Source organism: Nonomuraea sp. KM88 (assembly GCF_052245635.1).
Lineage (GTDB): Bacteria > Actinomycetota > Actinomycetes > Streptosporangiales > Streptosporangiaceae > Nonomuraea.
This window is the reverse complement of sequence record NZ_JBQQCC010000035.1, coordinates 1-23,644: the sequence shown is the minus strand read 5'-3', so window position 1 is coordinate 23,644 and position 23,644 is coordinate 1. Positions and strand designations below refer to the sequence as shown.

Genomic DNA, 23,644 nt, shown 5'->3' with positions numbered 1-23,644 from the left:
CGCTTCCTCTCCCAGTAAAAGCAAATCCGTCATCCGAGCGGCCTTCCGCACGACCCCACGGGCGACCGGTCCGGCTCACCGGCGGACTGCGACTGGTCATATGACAGATGTGCTGGTTCGATGTGCCACTCACCTTTGGCCATGTGAAGACTTATTCTTGGCGCTTAGGTCTGGCGACATCGTTGGTGGCGGCGACGTTCGCCGCCGGAGCCAATGGGTCGCCAAGCACTTCAGCGGTAGCAGCGGTCGCGCCGCCGACAGCCGCCCCGGCCGAGGGCGGGGCGCTGGCAGAAGAGCAGGCGCTGGCGCAGGCCAGGAGCACACGCAAGCCGGTTGAGGTGGTTCCGCTGCGGGGGGAGAGCAGCGAGGTCTTCGCCACCCCCGACGGCAGGCTGGAGGCCCGCGAGCACCTGCGGCCGGTGCGGGCGCGGGTGGACGGCCAGTGGCGTCCGGTCGACATTACGCTGGCCAAGAGCGGCGACGGCACGGTGGCGCCGAAGGCGGCCACGGTCGGCCTGCGGTTCTCCGGTGGCGGCGACGTACCGATGGTCCGGATGAGCAAGGCCGGCCGTGAACTGGCGCTCTCCTGGCCGGGCAAGCTGCCCGAGCCTCGGCTGGAGGAGGCCACCGCCGTCTACCCTGACGTGCTGCCCGGGGTGGATCTTCGGCTGGGCGCTCAGGTGGACGGGTTCACCCAGTTGCTGGTGGTCAAGACGCCCGACGCAGCCCGGCGAGTCGGCGAGTTCAAACTCACGATGGCCACCTCAGGTATGAGCGTGCGGAAGACCGACGCCGGCGGGCTCGCGGCTGTGGACGGTGCGGCGGGAGGCACAGTTTTCGAGGCCGCGCCCCCGGTCATGTGGGACTCGAAGAAGGATGCGAACCATGCCCGGGCGGCCGACGACAAGGGGGCGAACCGAGCACACGTCGGCGTCGACCTGGCGAGCGGCGGGCGTGAACTCGTGCTGAAGCCGGACACGAACCTGCTCACCGGGGCGGACACGGTTTACCCGGTGTTCATCGACCCGCAGTGGTACACACCGAAGGCGACCGCGTGGACGATGGCCTCGAAGTACTGGGCGTCAAGCCCACAGTGGAAATTCAATGGGGATCACGACGCGGGCATGGGGTATTGCGGCTGGGAGTACTGCAATCCCTACGACGTCAAGCGGCTGTTCTACCGCATGCCCGTCTCCAGGTTCGCGGGCACCACGGTGCTGTCGGCGGAGTTCGTCGTGCCCAACACGTGGTCGGCCTCGTGTACCGCCATGCCCGTGCAACTCTGGCGCACCAAAGGCATTTCCGAGTCCACGACCTGGAATACCCAGAAAGCGTCCGGATTCTGGATTGACTACTTGAGGACGGAGACGTTCGCTTACGGCTACGACGGCTGCGCCGCCAGGGATGCCGAGTTCGACGTGAAATCGGTGGTGCAGCAGGCCGCCGATGGCAAGTGGGCCACGATCACGTTCGGTCTGCGAGCACCTGCTGTCGACGAGAGCGACAGGTACAGCTGGAAGCGCTTCTCTGACGATGCCTACTTGCGGGTCCGCTACAACCGTCCGCCGGCACAGCCTCGGATGTCGCAGCTGACCATGCAGTACGGCGGGGTCTGCAAGCAGCCGGGCGACGCGCCGTGGGTGCGGTCGTTGGGTGTGATCTACGCCAACAACATCACCGATCCCGACGGCGACAACGTGTCGGTGCAGTTCCAGGCCGCGTGGGACGGCGGCATGTGGCAGCCGGCCCGTACTGCCATGAAGCGGTCGGAGTCGGACTTCTCCATCCAGTTGTCGTCGTCGATCCCGGAGGACAAGGCGGTTCGCTGGTATGTGCGCGTCTACGACGGCGCTCAGTACTCGGCGTGGTCCCACGCGGGAGACCCGACGGCCTGCTACTTCCGCTGGGACACCGACGCTCCGAAGCCGCCGGCCATTTCCTCCGGCGACTACCCGGTGCAGGACCCTGAAGATCCGAACGATCCCTGGTACGACGGGATGGGCAAGTACGGCTCGTTCGTCATCGGGGGCAACGACACCCAGACGACCAAGTACTGGTACGGCATCAACGTTGATCCCTCGTCCGACAACACGGTCACGACGACGAGCGGGGCCGCCCGCACCCTCACCTTCCTGCCGCCACGGGCTGGCGTGAACACCTTGTGGGTTCAGTCGTTCGACGCGGCCGGCAACCGCTCCGCGCCCACCGGGTACCGGTTCCGGGTCAAGGCGGGGCAGCCGGAACGGGCTACTTGGCAGTTCGATGAGAACGCGGGTCAGACGCAGGCGCAGGGCTCCGCCCCGCCGCGTCCCCTCACCCTCGCCGGCGGAACCGTCCTCGGCGCGGAGGGCGCGATCGGCACGGCGCTGGCCCTCAACGGCACCGACGCCCACGCCGCCACCGACCTGTCCGTGGTGGACACAACGCAGAGTTTCTCGGTCTCGGCCTGGGTGAAGTTGGACACGCTGCCCGGCCATCCTGCGGTCGTGGCCGCACAGCTCGGCAACGAAACGGCGGGCTACGAGTTGTCCTACTCCAACCTGGACGACCGCTGGGTGTTCGCCAGTTACGCCGCGGACAAGGCCGGGGCAGGCACGGTGCGTGCGATGCCGAGCACCGCCGGCGGAGTCCGGGTGGGTACGTGGACGCATCTGATGGGCTCCTTCGACGCGTCCCTCAACCAGCTGCGGTTGTATGTGGATGGCGTCCTTGCCGGATCGACGGCGCACGACATCGGCTGGAACGCCGCTCGTGGCGTGCGGCTCGGGGCGGGCGCCACCAAGGGCGTGGCGAGGGATTTCTTGCCCGGCTCCCTCGACCAGGTGGAGATCTTCGACCGCGCCCTGGCGGACGGCGAGGTGGCCAAGCTCTCCGCCAAGGAGCCGGTGACCGGAGGGAACCGGCCGGCGAGCGCGGTCTTCCCCCTCGACGAACCGGCGGGCGCGACCGAAGTGATCGGGCATGCTCAGGTGATGCCCGCGGTCTTCCGCGGCGGCGCGTCGGCCGGAGCCGTGGGCGTGCGCGGCAAGGCACTGTCGCTCGACGGGACGGACGACCACGCGGTGGTCAGCACGCCGCACATCAACACCTTCCGCAGCTTCGCCGTGTCGGTCTGGGCGCGACTGGAGGCCAAGCCCGGTCACTCGGCCGTGCTGCTCACCCAGCAAGGCCAGTATCGCAGCGGGGTGGAGCTCTTCTACTCCGCGCACCTGGACCGGTGGGTGCTCAACCAGCACAAGTCCGACGCCCCGGATGCCGGGCAGGTCCTGGCCGTGCAGTCCACGGGCGGCCTGCCGCAGGCGGGCGAGTGGGCGCATCTGGTCGGCGTGCACGACACGGTGGCCGACACGCTGACCCTGTACGTGAACGGCGTGAAGGCGGGCCAGGTCACGCTGGACAGCCCGTGGTACGCGGCGGGCGCATTCCAGGTCGGCGCCGGCCTGTACAGCGGCGTCCCCGGCAACTTCTTCCCCGGTCAGATCGACGACATCCGCCTGTTCGACCGGGTGCTCTCCGCCGACGAGGTCAAGCAGCTGTTCAAACAGCGGCCGGTCGTCGCCGCCCGCTGGCTCTTCACCGAGTCATCGGGTACTCCGCCAGTCACGCCGGACGCCTCGTCGTCCGGCAACGCGATGACCCTGTACGGCGGGGCGCAGGTGGGGCCGGGCGGGATCGACGGCACGGTGACGCTGGACGGCGTCGACGACTACGCCGTCACCGCGAAGAGCCCCTTGGACACTGGAACCAGCTTCACGATCAGCGCGTGGGCTCAAACGGCGGCTGTCCCGGACCGGCAGGTGACGCTGCTCAGTGTCCCGTCCACCCAGCAGAGCGCGCTGGCCGTGAGATACGTGCCCAGTTCCGATCCCACCAAGGATCCGGGCCGCTGGCGCATCGTCACGGCCGACAAGGACACCGCCGACGCGACCCTCACCACCATCGACAACGGCCTGTTCTTCAGCGCGACGGAATGGAACCACGTGGCCCTGGTCTACGACGCGTTCGCCGACGAGTTGATGCTCTACGTGAACGGAGGGCTGCAGGACGCCGTCTGCGCCGACGACAGCGGGGAGGACAGCGCAGGCTGCGTCGACCTGGCCTCCTGGAAGGAGAACGTGATGACGTTCAAGTCGGCCCAGCCCATGCAGCTCGGCCGGGTCAAGACCGGGTCATCCACTTGGGGGGAGCACTGGCCCGGCGCGGTGTCCGACGTGTGGGCCTTCCACGGCGCACTCACCGATTTGCAGATCGATCACCTGTCCATCGGCGCGTCGGGCCTGCCGACCGAAGTCCCCGGGGGAATCGGATGAGGCCTTTCTCACTTTTCAGACGGGCTGCGGCGGCGATGTCGGTGGTCGTGGTGGCGTGCCTGATCCAGGGCGCGACGCTGCCGTCCGGCGAACAACGTTCGGCCGAGCCCGAACGGGACAGGCCGGTGGCGGGCAAGGTCTTACGGGCCAAGCCGCGGCCGGTGACCAAGGTGCCGGCCACGCCGCGGGAGAGACCGCGAAGCGCCTGGCCGCGGGCGAAGAAGGCGGTGGTCACGCTGCCTGCGGCAGGGGCCAAGGCCGCGGTTGCCGCGGCGGGGACACCGCTGACGCTCACCATGAAAGGTACGGCCGCCGTCGGCGAGGTCGAGGCCGGAGTCCTTTCCCGTAGGGCGGCGTTGAAGGCCGGCGCCGACGGCCCGATGTTCACGTTACGGTCGACGACCGGAGCGGAGGGGTCGGTGGGCGCCAGTCTGGACTACTCGAGCTTCGCCGGCCTGTACGGCGGGGCGTACGCCTCCAGGATGACGCTGGTCGAACTGCCCGCGTGTGCGCTGACCACGCCCGGTGTGCCGGAATGCCGTACCGCGACGCCGCTGAAGACGGTCAACGACGCCGAGCGTCGGACCCTGGCAGTGGATGAGGTGAAGCTGCGTGCCGGCACGCCCACCGTGCTGGCGGCGGTGGCGGGGACATCGAGCGCTTTGGGTGACTACAAGGCGACGTCGCTGTCGCCGTCGTCGGCGTGGCAGGTCAACCTGAACACCGGTGATTTCGCCTGGTCATACGACATCCCGGTGCCCGAGGTGCCAGGGGGCCTGGTGCCGGGGGTGGAGCTGGGGTACTCCTCCGGCGCAGTGGACGGCCGCACTGCCACCACCAACAACCAGTCCTCCTGGATCGGGGACGGGTTCGACCTGTGGCCGGGCTACATCGAGCGCAGTTACAGGTCGTGCGCGGACGAGGGCGTGGAGAACTCCGACGGGATGAAGCCCGGCGACCTGTGCTGGGCTTACGACAACGCGTTCGTCTCCTTCAACGGCAAGGGCGGCGAGCTCGTCCCAGCCGGCGAGAACACCTGGAAGTTCCGGGCGGACGACGGCAGCAAGATCGAGCGGATCGAGGGCAGCGGCGACGACGTCCGGGGAAACGGGGCCAGGCAGGACGAATACTGGCTGATCACCGCTCCCAACGGGGTGAAGTACTACTTCGGTTACAACCGGCTGCCGGGATGGAGCTCGGACGAGGAGACCACCGACTCGGCGTGGACGGTGCCGGTGTTCGGTGACGACGCCAACGATGACTGCCACGGCGACACCTTCGCCGAGTCGTGGTGCCAGCAGGCGTGGCGGTGGAACCTGGACTACGTCGTGGATCCGCGCGGCAACGCGATCGCCTATTTCTACGACAAGGAAACCAACTCCTACGGCCGCAACCTGAAGCCCGCCGACGACACCCGCTATGTGCGCGGAGGCACGCTGGATCGGATCGAGTACGGCCTGAAGAGCGAGGCGATGTACACCACGGCCGCCCTGGCCAAGGTGGACTTCACGAGCGGTGAACGGTGCCTGCCGAACGAGTTGACCACGTGTGCGTCGATCGAAACCGACGCGGCCTACTGGTACGACACCCCCTGGGACCTGAACTGCGACGAAGGCGAGGACTGCGACGAGGGAAGGTTGTCGCCGTCGTTCTTCACCCGTAAGCGGCTGACCTCCATCACGACGTACGCTGGCGGCAGCAAGGTCGACTCCTTCCAACTGGGGCACCGGTGGGGCCAGGCGGATGTCGACTACCAGTTGCTGCTGGATTCGATCCAGCGGACCGGTCATACCGCGAGCACGGCGATCACCCTGCCGGAGGTCTCGCTGGCGTACACGCAGCTGGCCAACCGGCTGGACAAGACCGGTGACGGGTACGCGCCCTTCATCAAGAGCCGGCTGTCGTCGGTGGCCGATGAGTACGGCGGTCAGATCGGCGCGGAGTACTCCGCGCCGGCGTGCGCGTGGGATAAGTTACCGACTCCGCACGCCAACACAACCCGGTGTTTCCCGCAGTTCTTCGGCGGAAGCGTCAGCGACCCTCCCACCCAGCAGTGGTTCAACAAGTACGTGGTCACCGCCGTCACCGCGACCGACCGCACCGGCGGCGCACCGGACCAGGTGCTCAGGTACGACTACCTGGATGGCGCGGCCTGGCACTACGACGACGACAACGGGCTGACCGAGGAGAAGCACAAGACCTGGTCGCAGTGGCGCGGCTATCAGCACGTGCAGGTACTCACCGCAGCATCGCGGACCGATACCTACTTCCTGCGCGGAATGCACGGCGACAAGGCCGCACCCGATGGTGACGCGACGAAATCCGTCAGCGTGTCGCTGGGCGACGGTGAAGGGGACCCGATCGTCGACCACGAGGCGCTGGCCGGAGCCATCTACAAGACCGTCGAATTCTCCGGTCCGGGCGGCGACGTGCTGACCAAGTCGGTGACCAGGCCATGGCGGCACCAGACAGCGGCAGCGACACGGCCGTGGGGAGCGATCACCGCGAACCTGACCGGCGCCGCTCAGAGCAGGACGTGGACCTCGCTGGACGACGGAGCAGGCGTCAAGTGGCGCACCACCACCACCAAGAACACCTACGAGATCGTAGCGGGGCGGATCATCACCATCGACGACCTCGGTGACGACGCGACGGCCGCAGACGACAAGTGCACCCGCACCACCTACGCCACCAACAACGTCGGCGGGAACCTCACGCTGCCCGCGCGGGTGGAGGTCGTGGCCAAGACGTGTGCCACCACCCCCGAACGGCCGGGTGACGTGATCACTGATGTGCGCACCGCCTATGACGGTGGCGCCTACGGAGCGGCTCCCACGACTGGGTCGCCGACCGCGACGGCCACGTTGAAGGAATACGACGGAAGCACTGCCGTCTACCTGGAGTCCGGATCCACCTACGACTCCTACGGGCGGGTGGTGACCAGCACCGATCTGACCGCGACCGTCAAGGTCACCGCGGATGGAACGATCACCAGGACCGCCCGCGCGGACGGTCGTACCACCACCACGCAGCGCGCCCCGGCGACGGGGTTCGTCACCACGACGAAGGTGACCGGTCCGCCGGCCAAACCCGGTGACCCGGCCACCGCGCAGACGGCCACCACCACCCACGACGCCACCCGCGGGCAGGTGCTGTCGATGACGGACACCAACACCAAGGTCACTAACCTGGCCTACGACGCCCTCGGGCGGCTGACCAAGGTCTGGCTGCCTGACCGGCTCTCCGGACAGACCCCCTCCTACGCGTTCAGCTACCGGATCACTGGAAACGACCCGGTCGCGGTCGGCTCCACCTCTACCGGCCTCAACGGCACCACCCAGACGTCCTACACCCTGTACGACGGGCTGCTGCGGCCGCGGCAGGTGCAGGAACCGGGTCCGGACGGTGGCCGGCTGATCACGGACACGTTCTACAACGAGCGGGGTCTCGAGGCGATCGAGTTCACCTCCTACTTCGCCACGGGTTCCCCTGCAACCGGGCTGTTCCAGCCGGACGACGCGCTCAGCGTGGAGACGCAGATCCACCACAGCTACGACGGGCTGGGCCGGGAGACCAAGACCGAGCTTGTCGCGGGCAACAGCACCGGCGGCAAGCCGGTGAGCACGACCACCACGATCTACGGCGGTGACCGGGTGACGGTCATCCCTCCTGTCGGCGGCACGGCCACCACGACGGTCGCCGACGCCCGCGGCCAGACCGTGGAGTTGCATCAGCATCATCAGCGCAGCGCGGCTTCGGCCGCTGATATCACCACCTTTACCTACAGCCCGGCCGGGAAGCTGAAGACGATCACTGATCCAGACGGGAACGACTGGACTTTCGAATACGACTTCCAGGGCCGCCAGGTGGCGGCCGAGGACCCCGACAGAGGCCGCAGTACCAGCGACTACGACGAAAGAGGCCAGCTCACCTCGACCCAGGACGCTCGCGGAGCCGTCCTCCAGTACGTCTACGACGGGCTCGGACGCAAGACCGAAGTGCGCGACACGGCCGGCGCGGTGCTGGCCTCGTGGGAGTACGACACGATCACCGGGGCAAAGGGACAACTGGCCAAATCCACCCGGCATGTCGACGGACAGGCCTACGTGCAGCGGGTGGACACCTACGACCGGCTGTACCGGGTGACCTCCTCCAGTGTGGTCATCCCCGACGTCGAGGGCGCGCTGAAGGGCACCTACACCTTCAAGACCTCCTACGAGGACGCCGGAATGGTCAAGGGCCTCGGGCTTCCGGCAGCAGGGGCACTCCCAGCGGCCACCGTGGCCTTCGCCTATCAGGACAAGACGCTGTGGCCGACGGTCGTCAACGGGTTGGGCGTCACGGCCACCACCGGCTACTTCCACACGGGCGACCGCAGCGAGATCGTGATGTCCCGCGCGGGAGGCAAGGCCACCACCGTGGGTTACGGCTATGAGTGGGGCACCCAGCGGCTGGCAGTCAACAGCGTGGACACCCAGGACGTGCCCGGCACCGACAGGAGCGCAACCTACCGCTACGACGAGGTCGGCAACATCGTCTCGGTGGCGGACGTCTCCCGCGACGGCACCGACACCCAGTGTTTCGCCTACGACTATCTGCGCCGCCTCACCGACGCATGGACCCCGGCCGTCTGCACCGCCATCCCCTCGGGCGCCGCGTTGACGGGGCCGGGCGCCTACTGGCACTCCTACACCTACGACAAGGTGGGCAACCGCCGCACCGAAACCCAGCACGACCCGTCAGGCGACGTCGCCAAGAACATCGCGCGCACCTACGCCTACCCCGATCCCGGAGACGTCCGGCCGCACGCCCTGACCTCGGTCACCACCAAGGGGCCGGCCGGCACGACTACCGACACCTACAACTACGACGACGCCGGCAACACCACCAACCGCCCCGGCCAGGTCCTGGAATGGGACGTGGAAGGCCACCTGGCGAAGGTGACCGAAGGCAGCAAGGTCACGGAGTACCTCTACGACGCCGAAGGCAACCGTCTGATCGGCCGTACACCCACCGACACCACCCTCTACCTGGCTGGCACCGAACTCGTCCTGGCCAAGGATGCCTCCACCCCCAAGGCCACCCGCTACCTGGATCTGGGCGGCGGTCACCAGGCGGTGCAGCAGGACGACGGAACGGTGACGTTCACCATCGCCGATCATCTGGGCACCGGGCAGATCGCGATCGAGGCGGCTACACAGAAGCTCACCCAGCGCCGGATGCTCCCCTTCGGCGGTCCTCGAGGCGCCCAGATCACCGGCTGGCCGGGCACCAGGGGCTTCGTCGGCGGCATCGACGACACCCAGACGACAGGGTTGACCCACCTGGGGGCCCGCGAGTACGACCCGTCCACCGGCCGCTTCATCAGCGTCGACCCCATCCTGGACGTCCAGAACCCGCAGCAATACCAGGGATACGCCTACTCCGGTAACAATCCGATCACCTTCAGCGACCCGACCGGCCTGCTGTTCGACTTCGGATCGTGGTTTGATCGCGTGGTAAAGGGCGCGGCGAGCGCGGCTCGTTCAACCGCCACCACGATCGCCAACCAGAGCGGCTATGTTCCCGGCGGCCAAAAGCCGCACGTCGATCAGGTCAGCGTCCAGGACGCGACCGTCATCGAAGGCGTCCGTATACCCACCAATACGGAACTCGTCTCCATGGCCCCTCATCTTTATAAGGAGGATACTCCAGAATGGGCCAACCAGCGGCTATGGGCCCGTAGGCAGTGCGTGACGTCAGAGCGGGACGGAGGGCTAGGCGGCTCCAGCTTCTGCAGCGTAGTCCTGCACATGCGATGGAACGAGATGCCCCGACCTCAGCACGACCACAACCACTCCCTGTTGAAGGGGCTTGTAAAGGCAATTTGGCCGGTAGATGACATCGCGAGTTGCAAGAATGGGAAAGGGAAAGGCTGCTTAGGGACCCTTGTTTCCATTTCCCCCTGGGGCAAGCTCGCCAAAAGGCTTAAGGTCCTCAAAGGCGGCAAGAAGGCCACGGGTGCAAGATCGGCGACGAACTGCGTCAACAGCTTCGCCCCCGACACCCCCGTCTTGATGGCCGACGGCACCCGCGAGGACATCGAGGACATCGAGGTCGGCGACAAGGTCCTCGCCACCGATCCCGAGACGGGCAAGACAAGCGCCGAGAAGGTCACGGCGCTGCACCGCAACCACGACACCGAGCTGGCCGACATCACCATCAGAAATTCTGACGGAAAAGCCCTCTCGATCCGCACCACCCAGCACCACCCGTTCTGGAGCGCCACCTCCAAGAAGTGGGTCGACGCCGCCGACCTACGCGTGGGAGACGCCCTCCGGACACCACGCGGCGACCACGTGAAGATCACCGCCGTACGCGTCTTCGACGGCGCGCGCTACATGCACAACCTGACAGTCGACGACCTTCACACATACTATGTGCTGGCGGGCGAAACATCGGTCCTTGTCCACAACACAGCGCCATGCGATAAGGCCCTCGCCACCGTCTGGACATCTCCCAACAGAAGCCTTGCCGACAGCTTCGCGTATCACTACGAGAAACATGGCAGGCCTCTTGGAAAGACGGAAGAAGAATATCATGCCGATGCCAAGGCATGGCTTGAATCAAATCCCGCCAGAGCGAGAATGAATTCGCGACTGGTAGAGCTTGCCGATGGAACGAGGGCGGCCAAGTATACGAGCCCGAACGGAGGTCCAGGAGGAATCGTCCAGAATGGCAAGCTGGTCAGCTTCTGGTATGATGCTAATCATTAGGAAGGGTTCAGGAAGATGGACTTCATGGATTCCTACAGCCTATGGAAACAGCTCATGCGCCCCCCAAAGGGAGTGGATGAAGAAACCATAGACCTTAGAACCGACCTGCTGGTGTCAGATGAGTATCTGTTGTCGGTGGCAAATCTGGTGGACCACGGAACCTTTACTCCCCCAATGGTCGACGTATTGTCCTATCTGGACAAGATCATGCTCCATGCAGAGAGAATGATCGCGACGGGTGGTCGCGAGGTTCGGGAATCCGCACGCAACTTGCATGCATATGCAGCGCTTTCCCGACAGTTGTACCAGCAATATCTTGAAGTCGGCTCTCAGGAGAAATGACGATCCCTTGCAGTGGTATTCAGTCACTGCTGATGACTGAGGCGGCCCCACGGAATTTCCCGTGGGGCCGCCTGCACGTACGGACCCTCGGTGTCGTACTCTGCCATGTTGTCGACGCCGAATTTCGGGGCCGCTTGACAGATTCGGCGGCGGATAAGGTGGTTTATCTTGGGTCCATTCGAGATTGGTCATCTTCGTCAGTCGCAGACGATTCTGGCCGCTCGCCGAGCAGGACCACTCCTGGTGAGACAGCGGTCCATACCGGCGGTGGCGGCCCAGCGGATGATCGCTTCGGCGACCTTTGGGTCCCGTTCGCAGTCGCGGGCCGGACGGCGACAAGCGGTCAGCCAGACAGGTGTCTCTTCCACCGCCCAACGTCGCGCGATGACGCTGAACCCTCGCTGATCAGCGGGCTTACGGACGATCTCCAACGTGGTACGCAGGGTGTCGCGGACTCAGTTCACCAGCCGACCGGCGAGCCCCTGATCGGCAAACACGTGCCGGATTGGAGTGGTCGGGTACGCCGACAGCAGCGCGGTCTTGGCACCGTCGCGGTCCTGCCAGTTCGCAGCGGAGGACTGCCAGCCGGGCGTCTTCCTCGCGTACGCTTTCCCATCGGGCCGAGGGCTGATCGATGCTGAACTGTGTCTGCCGAAGTCCTGGACCGATGATCGAGCTCGGTGCGTGCAGGCCGGCATCGGCGAAGAGGTGCTGTTCGCCGCCAAGCCCGTACTGGCCCGGTTGATGCTCACCCGCGCTCTGGAGACGGGCGTACCGTGGGTCACGGCCGATGAGGCATACGGCATGGAGTTCACGTTCCGGCACTTCCTAGAAGCGCCACCTCAGCTATGTGGTCGCGGTGCCCAAGCACCAGTGGATCGGAAAGGGGTGGGGCGGGCAGATCCATGCCAGCACCGCGACCGCCCACGCCCCGCCTGAGGCATGGAAGCGCCGCTCGGCCGGTAACGGCGCCGCCCACGCGGTCTTTGAGGGCCAGGCCGCCGAGCTTGGCCAGGCGTCGGCGGAGCGAGTCGGCGAATCGCTTTGGGTGTAGCTCTTCCTCAGTGGTGCGACACGAAGTCGCGCATATCGAGTGAACTCGCAGATTGGAGGCCGGTTATGCCGGGTGCGTAGTCCCTGATCAGTGTTCGAGATCGGTCCCCGCCCCGACGTGCGTCCACGGGTCCTGCCCGCTGGGGGTGCGAAGCTCGGGGGAGACGCCCAAAGGCCCCTGGAAGAGGCGGCAAGCGGCGTAGTCGTGGCGGTCCGGGCACAGTGGTTTGAACCCGTCCGGGTTTGATGGACAGCAGGAGCCCCCATCAATGCCGGACGGGTTCACATCTCTACACGCGGGCGACCTTGGCGATCGCCACCTCCCCGGTCACGGTGCCCAGCTCCTCGACCTGAAAGTCGGCCAGCGCCTGGCGGATGCGCTCCGCGCCCGCACCGGCACGGCGAGCGTGCTCCTCGGTCTCGAACAGCGTGACGGTGACCACCGTCCCATCGTCGGCGGCGATGGCGTAGTAGGCGGCGATGCCCTCGGGCACCCTCACTTCCGCCGAACCGTCCTCGCCCGAAAGCTGGCTGGCGAACTGGGTCTCGACCCGGTGCATCAGGTCCTCCATGGTGCCGGCACCCCTGCTGTACCTGCGAATCAAGGCATTCACGAAATAAGTCCCCATCTATTGACCTACAAGTCCTCGTACGAGGATATACCACCGCTGCTAGAAAGTCATCAACAGGAGACATGCGCGCGACGGCCAGGTGCCACGGGCACGATGTTCCGATGACGTACCCACGAAGCCCGAGGACCGGTTGCCCGATAGATGTGCGCTTCGCACGACAATGCAGGGAGCGCGACGTCTGTCAATGGCCAGGTGTGTGTCGCCGATGCGCCCGGGCCGTCTGGGGCACCTCGGAAGACGAGGTTGGGGACGGGCGAGGCCGATAGCGTTGTCCAGGCGCGCCGCCGAGCCGTACGGCGATCAGCTCGGCTGCCAGCTCCCGTCATTCGCGATGAAGTCCTTATTGGGGGACTTTTTGGTCACAGCAAGGGGATATACGATAGATCTCGAGGAGGAGACCATGCGTAAGACGGGACGCCGCCCCGGGACATCGACCACCAGGCAGGAGATCGTGGCCGCCGCTGCCGGCTCGTTCAGCTCCAGCGGCTACGACGGCACAAGCGTACGGCAGGTCGCCGCCGACGCCGGCGTCGACCCCGCACTCGTACGCAGGTTCTTCGGCAACAAGGACCAGCTGTTCAGCGCGGTCGTCGCGGAGGTGTTCCAGCCGGACCGCACGGTCGTCATGCTGCTGGACGGTCCGCGCTCCAGCCTGGGGCGCCGGCTGCTCGGCTACGTCTTCGACCTGCTGGGGGACGTCGACTCCCCCGGCCCGCTGCTCGGCGTCATCCGCTCGGCCGCCACCAACGAGCACGCCGCCTCCCAGGTCAGGGACTTCCTGGCCGCCGACCTGCTCGTCAAGCTCATCCGGGCCCTGGGCATGGACCACCCCGACCTGCGCGCGACGCTCACGGCCAGCCAGCTCGTCGGGCTGGCGATCGCCCGGTACGCCGTACGGGCCGAGGCACTGGTCACCGCTGATCCCGACGAGCTCGCCGATTGGGTCGCGCCGACGTTGCAGCGCTATCTCACCGGGCGAGCGCCCAGGCGCTCAACCTGAAGCTACTGGCACCGCGCCATGAGTACCCGGGGCAGCATCCCAGCCAGCGCGACACTTCGGCGAAACTGAAAAAACATGCCGGTTAGCCACGTGCCGGGGTTCGCTTCCTGCGCATCTGGCCTGGTCATGCCGGCCGCCACGACGGTGCGGAGGCGCGGGCCAGCCGACGGGACATCACGTCGGTCATCGCCCAGTGCACCCGTGATTCGGAGCTGGGCGGCACAGCCGCGCCAGCCCTGGGCCACGGCGGTCGCGGAGCGCTGCCGTGCCCTGCTCGCCAAAGGACGGCGACGCCGAGGCGCACTACGCGCGTGCGGTAACACTGCACCGGCACGGTGGCCGCCCCTTCGAGCGAGCCAGGACCCCTAACCGCGCGTGCACCAGTCGCGGAGGCGCGCGGTAACGGCGCCGGCGGGGAGTCGGAGCTGTGCGCACATTGTTTGAGATCGAAGAACAGCCGTTCCCTGGCGATGAGGCCGTCGCACACCCTCCACATCTCGGCGAACGGCAGCTCAAACCGGCCCTTGGTGGGGCGCCAGCGGCGCTTCCACGGTCGCCGTGAGCATCCCGACACGCGCCGGATCCATCATGTGACGGATCATGTTTGCGGAAACGACGCCGCGATCCCACGCGTTCAAGAGGAGGCGCCTTCCGCCGTGTCAGCATTCCCCCTCACATCAGATACTGAACTCCCAGCCATGACCGGTCAGCCGGCAGATGTGGCATGTCAGACCGGCCGACCAACCCTGGCCATGTCAAGGTGCTTCCGCCTGCCGCGCGGGCACGGCAGATCGTGACGCGTTCGTCGTTTCTCCATGGCCCCGAACCTTTGTCACCGCACGTGATCAGCCGCGGAGCGGAGCGACCCCCTGGTGCCGCCGCTGGGCCACTCACTCATCGAGGTTGACGCCGCACGACCTCATGCTCACCCGGCTGGCGCTCGTCGCCCATCTGGTGCCGCACGCAGGTCATGCGACAGATTCGCCGCACAAGCACCTCCCATAACTTCCTGCGAGGCAGTCAACATGGAAGGAGGTGCCCCATGGGTAAGGCCAACGGTTGGGACTGACCATCGTCTGATGCACTCACCTGACCAGGGGACTGAAAATCGACCTGGTGAGCACGGCGACCCTGGCGACCCGTTGTCAGGCGCGCTCACCAGGTTTCCTCATCTCCGGGGCACTCTCTTGGTCACATATCGAGACCTGTTCCGGGTGCGGGAGTTCTGCTTCCTGTACACCGGGCTGGTCCTTTCCTATATTGGCGACAAATTCGCTGCCATCGCGGTCGCCGTACTCGTCTTCGACCGTACGGGGTCCGCATTCATGTCAGGGCTCGCGCACGCGTCGGCCTTCCTGCCCGCGCTGGTGGCGGGTCCCCTGCTCGGCCCGCTGGCCGACCGTCTGCCCCGGCGCACGCTGCTCATCGCCTGCGACGTGCTACGGACCGCGACGACCGCGGGACTACTCCTCCCCGGTTTGCCGGTAGGGGCGCTGATCGTGCTGCTCTACGCGGGCAACATCCTCACCGCGCCGTTCACCGCCGCCAGGTCGGCGTTGTTTCCCGAAGTGCTCGACGGGGAGGCGTCGATCACCGCGAACGGACTTAACCGGGTCACCTACCAGCTCTGCGAGATGGCCGCGTTCGCCGCGGGCGGGCTCGCCGTACTCGCCATCCGGCCGGAGGGCGCGCTGGCCGTGAACGCGGCCACCTTCGCGGCGTGCGCCTGCCTCACCGCGATCGGCGTACGGAGGCGACCGCGGGCACTCCCGCCCCGATCCAACGCCGGGATCATGACGGGTGTGCGGTTCCTCCTCACGGACCCGTGGCTGCGCAACTGCCTGCTACTGGTGTGGCTGGTGTCGATGTGCGCTCACGCGCCGGAGGCGATCATCTACCCTTATGCTGCTTCTCTCGGTGGTGGACCGTCCCTGGCGGGCCTGATCCTCGCCACCATGGCCGCAGGTTTCACACTGGGGACTGTAATGCTCACCCGGTGGCTGTCCCCGGCAGCCCGGGACCGGCTCATAGTGCCGTTCGCTGTGGTGGCGGGGGCGGCCCTGATGCCACTCGCGGCCGAGCCCTCGCTGCCGCTGGTGCTTGGACTGTTGTTCGTCGCAGGGCTCGGCTGCGGATATTCGGCCCCACTCAACGCGCTGTTCGTGCAGCGGGTTCCGGCCGAGCTGCGCGGCCGGACCATGAGCGTGGCGATCGCCGGGATCACCGGCGGTCAGGGAGCCGGTTTCCTACTGGTCGGCCTCGCCGCCGGCGCCGGGTTGGACCCGGGGATCACCTTCGCTCTCTGCGGGCTCCTGGCCGCGCTGGCCGCGCTGGCCGCCGGCCTGCCATGGCGACGTTCGCACGCCCGCGGTACCGCCCCCGCCCAGTGACTCGCCGCACCGGATCGCCCCATCGCCCGCGTAACGTCAGGGATGATGACGGGGACCGCCGTGGAGCCGGAGGACCGTGGCAAGGTCGTCGAAGAGGCCGTGTCGAGCGCGGGGCGGAGGGTCGCAACAGCGGCAACAGCAGTAACAGCCGTGTGAGGTGCTGGCCGGTCACTTCCTGTCACGATGGGAGGGACGAGGCGATCATGCTGCTGCTCCGTTCGGCCGCCACGAACCCGGCAGCCACCGCGCATATAAGGGCCATCTTCGAGTCGCAGATCGCCGCTTTCGTTGCGCGAGCCCTCCCTTTGTGACCTCGCCGAGGCGTCCTGGCGTGCCGGTCTGGTGCGCACACAACTGCTCGGCGTGGCCTTCGTCCGCTACGTCGTGGAGCTCGCCCACGTCGTCTCCGTGGCCGCCGGTTGCCTGATCCGCGACATCACCCGGTCCTGCAGTACTACCTCACCGGCGAACTCGGCGTCGAGGCCTGAGTTCCCGCCCCATCCCGCACGCAGGCGCTGTCGTAACCAGTCATGTGAACAACTGTAGGCCAACACTTGTTGGCCTACAGTTGTTGGCATAAAGTTCATAGCAGACAGAGCGAAGGAGCGCACGGTGACCAACATCGAAGAGGGGATGTGCGAGGTTCTCGTCGTCGGTGCCGGACCAGTCGGTCTCATGGCAGCCGGAGAGCTGGCGCACCGTGGCGTCGCCGTAAGGGTGATTGACCGCGAACGTACGCGGGACTCGTTGTCCAAAGCCCTCGTGGTGCACGCCAGAACACTGGAGATCATGGATCTCGCCGGGCTCGCCGACGAGTTCGTCAAACGCGGCTATCCGGCGCCCGGACTGGATGTGAGCCTGCAGCGCACCGGCAAACCCGTGTCCGTGAACATGCGTCACCTGGACACGCGGTTCCCCTACATGCTGGTGCTCCCGCAACGCCAGACCGAGGAGATCCTCGCCGGGCGCCTGGAGGATCTCGACGTCCCGATCGAGCGTGGCGTGGAACTCGTCGATTTCTCCCCAGGGCAGGACCACGTGGTGGCGACGCTGCGCGGCGAGGACGGGCGCGAGGAACCGGTGCGGGCCCGGTATCTGATCGGCGCCGACGGCTCGCACAGCAGCGTTCGTCGGCTGGTCAACCTGCCCTTCGACGGTCGACAACTTGACAGCCTGGTCCTCATCGGAGACGTCAAGGCCGACGTGGACCTCGTACGGTCGCGGATCACGAACCTGACCTCCTCGCGGGGGTTCGTCTCGCTCCTGCCCTTCCTGGGAGAGTATGTCCGCGTTTTCGCCGTGGATTTCGAGCGCCAGAACCACGCCCGCGACGACGCCCTCACGCTGGAGGAACTGCAGGACACCGTGAACGCCATCGCGGGCAGAACGATCGAGCTGCGCGACCCCATGTGGCTCACCCGATACGTGGCGCCCAGCCGGCAGGTGCGGACGATCCGCGCCGGCCGGGTGTTCCTCGCAGGAGACGCCACGCACGCGCACAGCCCGGCTGCGGGCCAAGGCATGAACATGGGCCTCCAGGACGCCGCCAACCTGGGCTGGAAACTCGCGATGGTGCTGCGCGGCCAGGCTCCAGCAAGCCTCCTGGACACCTTCGACAGCGAACGCCATCCGGTACACACCAGCGTGCGCCACGGGACCGATCAGATGTTCCGCCTCTTCACGCTCACCAACCCGGTTCTGCGGCTGGCGCGGAGCATCGTCACCCGGACAGTGGTCAGGCGAGCGCCGGTGCAACGTCGCCTGGCGGGCCGCCTGTCCGGGCTTGCCATGGACTACCGTCATGCCCACAAAGGTGCGGGCGAGGGCAGGATGCGCTCCGGGGACCGCATCCCCGACGTCGACCTGTGGACCGCGCACCGCCCCTCGACCCGGCTGTACGAGGTGCTGCGCGACCCGGGCTACGGGTTGTTCGTCTACGCAGAAGCAGATCATCTCGTCGCGGACCGCGGGCGGATCACGGCTCTCTTCGCCGCCGTGGCCGGTACCTACGGCGTCGCCGTGCGGCCGCACCTCGTGATCGACGAAGGGGTGGTCGATCCCGCCGAGATGGGCGCCCCCGTCTTCGTGGACGTCGCAGGCCAGTTCGCCCGCAAGCTCGGCGCCCGGCACGGCAGCGTCCTGCTCATACGGCCCGACGGCTACCTCGCCGCCCACGACAGAAGCTTCGACATCCGAGCGGTCGCAGCATGGTGCCGGAGCCGGCTGGTCGCCGCCGGTCAGGAGGCGTAACCGAGGAAGTGGTCGTGGAGCATGCGGCCGACCTGCGGGTCGCCTCTCTCGAAGGCGTCGACGATCGGCTCGTGGTCGGCCGCGTTCTCGTGCAAGCGCATCCCGAAAAGCCGGGAGCCGTCGGCAAGCGGAGCACTTCTCCGAACGGTCCCGTCGTTGACCAGCGGCGTTCCTAGAGATAATCTCATCATATGGTGAATTAATGGGGAGGCGGTCATGCGCAGATCGACAGCGGCCACGGTGAGCGCGGTGTTCTTCGCGGTGGGCCCCGGCCTGTTTGTTGTGCTGATCCCCTGGTGGATATCGCGCTGGCAGCTGCGCGAGCCCTTCCCGGCATGGGCGATGGTGCCGCTCAGGGGCGTGGGGGTGGTGCTCCTGAGTGCCGGGCTCGTCATCCTTGCTCAGGCATTCGTCCGGTTCGTGGTCGAGGGATTCGGTACGCCGATCCCCGCAGCGCCTCCGGATCGGCTCGTCGTCGGCGGCCTGTACAGGTATGTGCGCAACCCGATGTACGTGGGGCTCTTCGCGGCCGTTGTCGGTCAGGCCATGGCGTTCGGGAACGGTTGGCTCCTGGTGTATGCGGCCGGTATGGCGATCCCGGTGGTGCTCTTCGTCCGTTTCTACGAGGAGCGAAAACTCCGCCGACGTTTCGGCGCTGACTACGAGAAGTACTGCGCGACCGTGCCCGGGTGGTGGCCGCGGCTCCGCCCATACCGCCCCTGACTCCGAGTGCGCCGCCAGGGTTCCGCGCACCCGACATCGGCACCGTTACTTCGACGAGATGATCAAGCAGGTGGATCGTGAGTTCGCGGACCGCATTCCGGAGGAGGTCGGCAGCGTGCTGTACGCCACGGCCAACGCGGGAGAGGGGACTGCATGACGGTCACCCTCTTCCCTGGCGCCGAGGCGGCGGCCAGGACCGAGGTGACCGGTCGAGTGGCAGATGCGTCGCCCGCCCTGGCTTCCTACGGTTTATTCGTCGACGGACAACGAGAAGCGAAAAGGGGGCGGCCATGACGCCGAAAGAGGTGGTGCGGGCGCATTCCACCGCGAAGACCAGCGGTGACGTGCCCGGTTGCCTGGAGTGGTGCCACGAGGACGTCGTGTTCGAGACCGTCGCCTTCCAGTCGGCCTCGCACGGCAAGCGGGAGGCCCAGCAGCAGTTCACCGCGTTCCTGGGGGCGTTTCCCGACTACGCGGTGCAGATGGACGAGTTCGTGGAGATCGACGACCTGGTGATGGCGGTGGGCACGATCACCGGGACGATGCGCGGCCCGCTGGCTGGCATCGAGCCCACCGGCGCCGCGTTCGAGCTGCCGTACGTGTGCCTTTGGTACGTCCGCGACGAGCTGATCGCCACAGAACGCTTCTTCTACGACTTCAACCAGATGTGGGAACAGCTCGGCGTGCCCACGGACGACGCCGCGGCCCGATTCGCCGCCTGGCGCGATCGAGCGAACGCCACGGTGAGCTGACTCTGGTCTCCGCGGCCCGTACATCCGCCGCGGACGCTGGCTGTACCCGGTTTTGAGGGATTCGCCGGGTGCAGCCGGGTTTTCGTTGGAGGTCGCGTTACTGGCCGAACATCTGGCCCGGACCAAACATAAGACCCCGGTCGAACATTGAGTTCAGCGTGCCGAACATCCCTTCCGGGTCGGCCTTGAGCTGCTGGGAGAGACCCACGAGGATCTCTTCGGCGCCCGCTTCGAGGCCGGCGATGGTCTCGGTCACGAATTCGGCGACCCGCATGCCGCCGTGCGTGGCGGTGAGGTCGTCTCGCAGGTCGCTGCCGAGTTCGGTGTCCACCGCTGGTGGTGCGACCTCTACTACCCGGATGCCGAGTTTCTTCAGCTGCTCGCGCATAGAGATCGTCAGGGAGTGTACGGCGGCCTTGGTGGCGCTGTAGAAGGCCACCGTGACCAGCGGTGCAAACGCCAGTGCCGACGTGATGTTGACGACGGTGGCACCCGGCTTCCCGGCCAGCTGCCCGGCGAGCAGTGAAGTGAGGTGGGTGGGTGCGATCAGGTTGACGTCGGTCTCCGCCCGCAGCCGCGCTGGGTCGATCGGCCGGGAAACGTCGGACCTCAGCTGGATCCCGGCGTTGTTGACCACCATGTCAAGGCTCGGGAATTCCTTGGCGAGCTGGTCGGCCAACTGCTGCCGCTGGTCGTCGAGGGCCAGATCACACTGATGTACGGCTATGCCCGGATGTCGCTCGCGCAGCTCCGTCAGCCGATCCGTGCGCCGGCCGCAGACGATCACGGTGTTGCCGCGCCGGTCGAGTTCCTCGGCCAGTGCCCGCCCGATGCCGCTGGTGCCGCCGGTGATCAGAACCGTTCTTCCCCGCAATTCCGTCCTCATGATGCTCAACGAAACGCCGCCGGCTCAGTGTGGCGCATCTGTCATCCGACGGGAGCCGCCCAGTCTCTGGCGATGATGGGGGCGCTGATCGTCTGCACAGCGCTGTGGGCGCTGGCGCAAGCCTCGTCGGCGGTCAGCCATCGGTGAGTCCGAACGTAGGTGGGGCGACCGCGGCTGAATCGGTCGGTTGACCGGTCCGTCGAATGGCGTTTATATCCTCATGCAATGACTTGAAAGTCGCTAGATGGGGACATAGCATCGCCGGGCAAGTAATGCCGAGACGGAAAGGACGATGACATGGCAAAGCTGCCCAGTGGTCCGCTGGCCGACGTGGACGCCGAGTTCGAGCGGATGGCTTTGGAGACGGGCGGTGCCACGTTCGGCCTGTCGGGCACGAGCGCGCGGGAGAAGCTGCTCCAGGTCACCGCGCACGACATCTGCCTGGCCAACGTCGGGCTCGCGTTCAAGATGCACGTCCAGGCGATGAACATGCACGGCGTCTCCTATGGCGACATGCTCGCGCTGATCCGCTTCGTGGCCCCGTACGCCGGCTATCCGGCCGCGGCCAGCTCGCTGGAGGCGTTGCGGCGATACGGCGCCGAGCTGGGGCTGCAGGTCGCCGCCGACGTCGACCCGGAACGGAGCGGCGAGGAGCGGGCCGAAGCCGTGGTGCCGGTGGCCGACCGGTGGCTGGGGGAGTTTCTCGCCTCTCGCCTCGGCCGGGCCTGGACCGAGGATCGGCTGTCCGCGCGCGAGCGCGCGTTCGTCGCGCTGACCGCGCATGTCACGCTCGGCGAGCTGGGCCCGTCGTTCCGCCGGCACGTCGAGCTGGCGCTGGCCGCCGCGAGCGTGGACGAGGTCCGCGACGCGGTGCGCTTCACCGGTGAGATGGGCGTCACCAGGGCAGTCGCCGCGCTGGAGGCTCTGGAAGCCGTCCTCGCCGCTCAGGGCTGACGGCCGGGCGCTGGGTCGCTCAGGGGTGATGGCCCGGGCGCCGGGCGGGAGCCTCGGTTCCCGCCCGAGCCGACGCCGGCCTAGCGGCTCGGTGGCTGCCGGCTTGGGCCCGACCGGTGAGATAGCGCTGCAGGGTCGGGGCGACCCAGCCGGCGAGCTGGTCGGGGCCGGCGGCGACGAGGAGCTCGGCGCGTACGGCGTGAGCGAGCGGGCTGGGGACGTAGGTGAGCAGTCGTCGGCCGAGGGCGCCGCGCGGGCCGTCCAGCAGGGTGACGACCGCGCGGTCCGTTTGGAACACCTCGGCGACGACCGCGCTGAACAGCTGCTCCATGCCGCCGAAGAACCGGCGCACCAGCGCCGGGTTCGCACCCCCGTCCGCGGCGGCCACGATCTCCTGCCTGGTAGTGGATGTCCCCTGTCCACGTCCAGTCTTACGCATTGCCTGCCTCCTCGGTCGCCATGATGTCCCGTTCCTGAGACTTAAGAGTCATCAGTAAGAGACTTAATCGAGTGACGAGGAGACCCGATAGAGGGCCTCTATTCCATGACTGACGACTTTCGCCGAAAGCCGCGCCGCCGAGGCGAGGAACTTCACATCTCCATTATCCAGGCGGTGCTCGCCGAACTGGCCGAACACGGGTACGCGCGACTCACCGTCGAAGGTGTCGCGGTGCGCGCGCGGACCGGGAAGGCGTCGATCTACCGGCGCTGGCCTGCGCGCGCGGACCTGGTGCGCGAGGCGATCGCGTTCGTGCTGGACTCCGCCATCGAGCCGCCGGACACCGGCGGCTTCCGCGATGACGTGCTGCGGCTCTGCCTCGACGTGGCCGAACTGCTGGCCGGCGTGACGGGTGAGGTGATGCGTGGCCTGGTTGGCGACGGGCGCCGTGATCTCGACCGCACGGACGAGGTGCGCCGGCTCGTCCTGGGCCTGGGCATGAACGCGATGCGCGACGTCACCGGCCGGGCCGTCGCGCGCGGCGAGATCGGCAGCGAGTCGATCACGCCGAACCGGCTCAGCGCCGGACCGACACTGATCTACGCCCACTTCCTGTTCGGCGCCAAAGCCCCGGCCGAGGAACTGGTCACCCAGCTCGTGGACGAGGTCATAATCCCGCTCTTCCGAGCGGGGTCGTGAGCGCGCCGGTCAGGACTCGCCCGCCGGGTCGACCGTCACCGGCACGTCGTTGAGCACGGAGGTGCCGCCGAGCCTGTCGATGATCATCGGGTCGGTCAGATCATTGGCGCTCGCGCCGCCGCGTCCGCGCCGTGCTCGTCCCTGATCTCGGCGGGTCGGTCCGCGACCAGATCCAGCGCCTCATCCTAGGAGATCTCCGCCCAGCCGGAGGACGTGCGCCGCACCGGGCTCCTGAGCCGGTCCGGATCGTTGCGGACATCCTGCCCGGCTGACTGTGTCCGGCGCGTTGTCGTTTGCACCGTCGACCTCTCCGGGGCTTTCCAAGGGCATGATGGAAACTCGATATGCCCGCAGGTTCGCAGGAGGGCCCGTAGCGCCTAATCCGCCAAACGACCGGTTCACGCTCGCAGCTGGGCGAGCGCGGCGTCCAGTACGGCCGGGGCGTCCAGCTCCGGATCG

General features: G+C 67.1%; 14 protein-coding genes and 1 pseudogene. 12 read left to right on the top strand and 3 right to left on the bottom strand.

What is annotated here, in order from left to right:
* Positions 1-338: 338 nt before the first annotated feature.
* The 4 genes and pseudogenes from ACTWPV_RS48050 to ACTWPV_RS48035 all read left to right on the top strand — a co-directional run.
* A complete protein-coding gene (locus ACTWPV_RS48050; protein WP_443156963.1) occupies positions 339-4,310 on the top strand; it encodes a LamG-like jellyroll fold domain-containing protein in 3,972 nt (1,323 codons plus the stop codon).
* On the top strand, positions 4,307-11,065 hold the full coding sequence (locus ACTWPV_RS48045; RefSeq protein WP_443156982.1) for a polymorphic toxin-type HINT domain-containing protein: 6,759 nt from the start codon (positions 4,307-4,309) through the stop codon (positions 11,063-11,065). Before ACTWPV_RS48050 ends, ACTWPV_RS48045 begins: the two co-directional genes overlap by 4 nt.
* Before the next feature lie 24 nt (positions 11,066-11,089).
* A complete protein-coding gene (locus ACTWPV_RS48040) occupies positions 11,090-11,407 on the top strand; it encodes a hypothetical protein (RefSeq protein WP_443156962.1) in 318 nt (105 codons plus the stop codon).
* A 573-nt stretch (positions 11,408-11,980) separates the two neighbouring features.
* Positions 11,981-12,267 (top strand): annotated as a pseudogene (locus ACTWPV_RS48035) (transposase); the annotation flags it as partial.
* A gap of 483 nt (positions 12,268-12,750) precedes the next feature.
* Here ACTWPV_RS48035 and ACTWPV_RS48030 read toward each other — a convergent pair.
* Positions 12,751-13,032 carry a hypothetical protein gene (locus ACTWPV_RS48030; protein WP_347649999.1) on the bottom strand — a complete coding sequence of 94 codons (282 nt, stop codon included), beginning with the start codon at positions 13,030-13,032 and terminating at the stop codon, positions 12,751-12,753.
* A gap of 460 nt (positions 13,033-13,492) precedes the next feature.
* Here ACTWPV_RS48030 and ACTWPV_RS48025 point away from each other — a divergent pair, with 460 nt between their 5' ends.
* From ACTWPV_RS48025 to ACTWPV_RS48000, 6 genes are all read left to right on the top strand, one after another.
* The gene (locus tag ACTWPV_RS48025; RefSeq protein ID WP_443156961.1) at positions 13,493-14,092 is read left to right on the top strand and encodes a TetR/AcrR family transcriptional regulator; all 600 of its coding nucleotides are present in this window, start codon (positions 13,493-13,495) and stop codon (positions 14,090-14,092) included.
* A 1,187-nt stretch (positions 14,093-15,279) separates the two neighbouring features.
* On the top strand, positions 15,280-16,482 hold the full coding sequence (locus ACTWPV_RS48020) for an MFS transporter (RefSeq protein WP_443156960.1): 1,203 nt from the start codon (positions 15,280-15,282) through the stop codon (positions 16,480-16,482).
* Between the two features lie 288 nt (positions 16,483-16,770).
* Complete coding sequence (locus ACTWPV_RS48015; RefSeq protein ID WP_443156959.1) at positions 16,771-17,028, top strand: TetR/AcrR family transcriptional regulator; 258 nt, start codon at positions 16,771-16,773, stop codon at positions 17,026-17,028.
* A gap of 66 nt (positions 17,029-17,094) precedes the next feature.
* A complete protein-coding gene (locus ACTWPV_RS48010) occupies positions 17,095-18,732 on the top strand; it encodes an FAD-dependent monooxygenase (RefSeq protein ID WP_443156958.1) in 1,638 nt (545 codons plus the stop codon).
* Positions 18,733-18,948: 216 nt separating this feature from the next.
* The gene (locus tag ACTWPV_RS48005) at positions 18,949-19,455 is read left to right on the top strand and encodes a methyltransferase family protein (RefSeq protein WP_443156957.1); all 507 of its coding nucleotides are present in this window, start codon (positions 18,949-18,951) and stop codon (positions 19,453-19,455) included.
* 290 nt (positions 19,456-19,745) lie between these two features.
* Positions 19,746-20,207 (top strand): ester cyclase, encoded by a 462-nt coding sequence (locus ACTWPV_RS48000; protein ID WP_443156956.1) that lies wholly within the window; start codon positions 19,746-19,748, stop codon positions 20,205-20,207.
* A 97-nt stretch (positions 20,208-20,304) separates the two neighbouring features.
* Here the strand turns inward: ACTWPV_RS48000 and ACTWPV_RS47995 are convergent, their stop codons facing one another.
* Entirely contained in the window at positions 20,305-21,093 is a 789-nt protein-coding gene (locus tag ACTWPV_RS47995; protein ID WP_443156981.1) for an SDR family oxidoreductase, read from the bottom strand.
* Positions 21,094-21,390: 297 nt separating this feature from the next.
* Here ACTWPV_RS47995 and ACTWPV_RS47990 point away from each other — a divergent pair, with 297 nt between their 5' ends.
* On the top strand, positions 21,391-22,047 hold the full coding sequence (locus ACTWPV_RS47990) for a hypothetical protein (protein ID WP_443156955.1): 657 nt from the start codon (positions 21,391-21,393) through the stop codon (positions 22,045-22,047).
* A 19-nt stretch (positions 22,048-22,066) separates the two neighbouring features.
* On the opposite strand, the gene ACTWPV_RS47985 is transcribed toward ACTWPV_RS47990, so the two are convergent.
* Positions 22,067-22,486 carry a hypothetical protein gene (locus tag ACTWPV_RS47985; protein ID WP_443156954.1) on the bottom strand — a complete coding sequence of 140 codons (420 nt, stop codon included), beginning with the start codon at positions 22,484-22,486 and terminating at the stop codon, positions 22,067-22,069.
* A 174-nt stretch (positions 22,487-22,660) separates the two neighbouring features.
* Here ACTWPV_RS47985 and ACTWPV_RS47980 point away from each other — a divergent pair, with 174 nt between their 5' ends.
* Positions 22,661-23,185, top strand: coding sequence for a TetR/AcrR family transcriptional regulator (locus tag ACTWPV_RS47980; RefSeq protein ID WP_347650007.1), 525 nt, complete (start codon positions 22,661-22,663; stop codon positions 23,183-23,185).
* The last annotated feature ends 459 nt before the right edge of the window (positions 23,186-23,644 follow it).

Excerpts from the sequence above, each read along its gene's own strand:
- ACTWPV_RS48005 (WP_443156957.1), top strand. The coding sequence starts at position 18,949 with ATGCGCAGATCGACAGCGGCCACGGTGAGCGCGGTGTTCTTCGCGGTG.
- ACTWPV_RS48045 (WP_443156982.1), top strand. The coding sequence starts at position 4,307 with ATGAGGCCTTTCTCACTTTTCAGACGGGCTGCGGCGGCGATGTCGGTG.
- ACTWPV_RS48040 (WP_443156962.1), top strand. The coding sequence starts at position 11,090 with ATGGATTCCTACAGCCTATGGAAACAGCTCATGCGCCCCCCAAAGGGA.
- ACTWPV_RS48030 (WP_347649999.1), bottom strand. The coding sequence starts at position 13,032 with ATGGAGGACCTGATGCACCGGGTCGAGACCCAGTTCGCCAGCCAGCTT.
- ACTWPV_RS48000 (WP_443156956.1), top strand. The coding sequence starts at position 19,746 with ATGACGCCGAAAGAGGTGGTGCGGGCGCATTCCACCGCGAAGACCAGC.
- ACTWPV_RS47995 (WP_443156981.1), bottom strand. The coding sequence starts at position 21,093 with ATGAGGACGGAATTGCGGGGAAGAACGGTTCTGATCACCGGCGGCACC.
- ACTWPV_RS47985 (WP_443156954.1), bottom strand. The coding sequence starts at position 22,486 with ATGCGTAAGACTGGACGTGGACAGGGGACATCCACTACCAGGCAGGAG.
- ACTWPV_RS47990 (WP_443156955.1), top strand. The coding sequence starts at position 21,391 with ATGGCAAAGCTGCCCAGTGGTCCGCTGGCCGACGTGGACGCCGAGTTC.
- ACTWPV_RS48025 (WP_443156961.1), top strand. The coding sequence starts at position 13,493 with ATGCGTAAGACGGGACGCCGCCCCGGGACATCGACCACCAGGCAGGAG.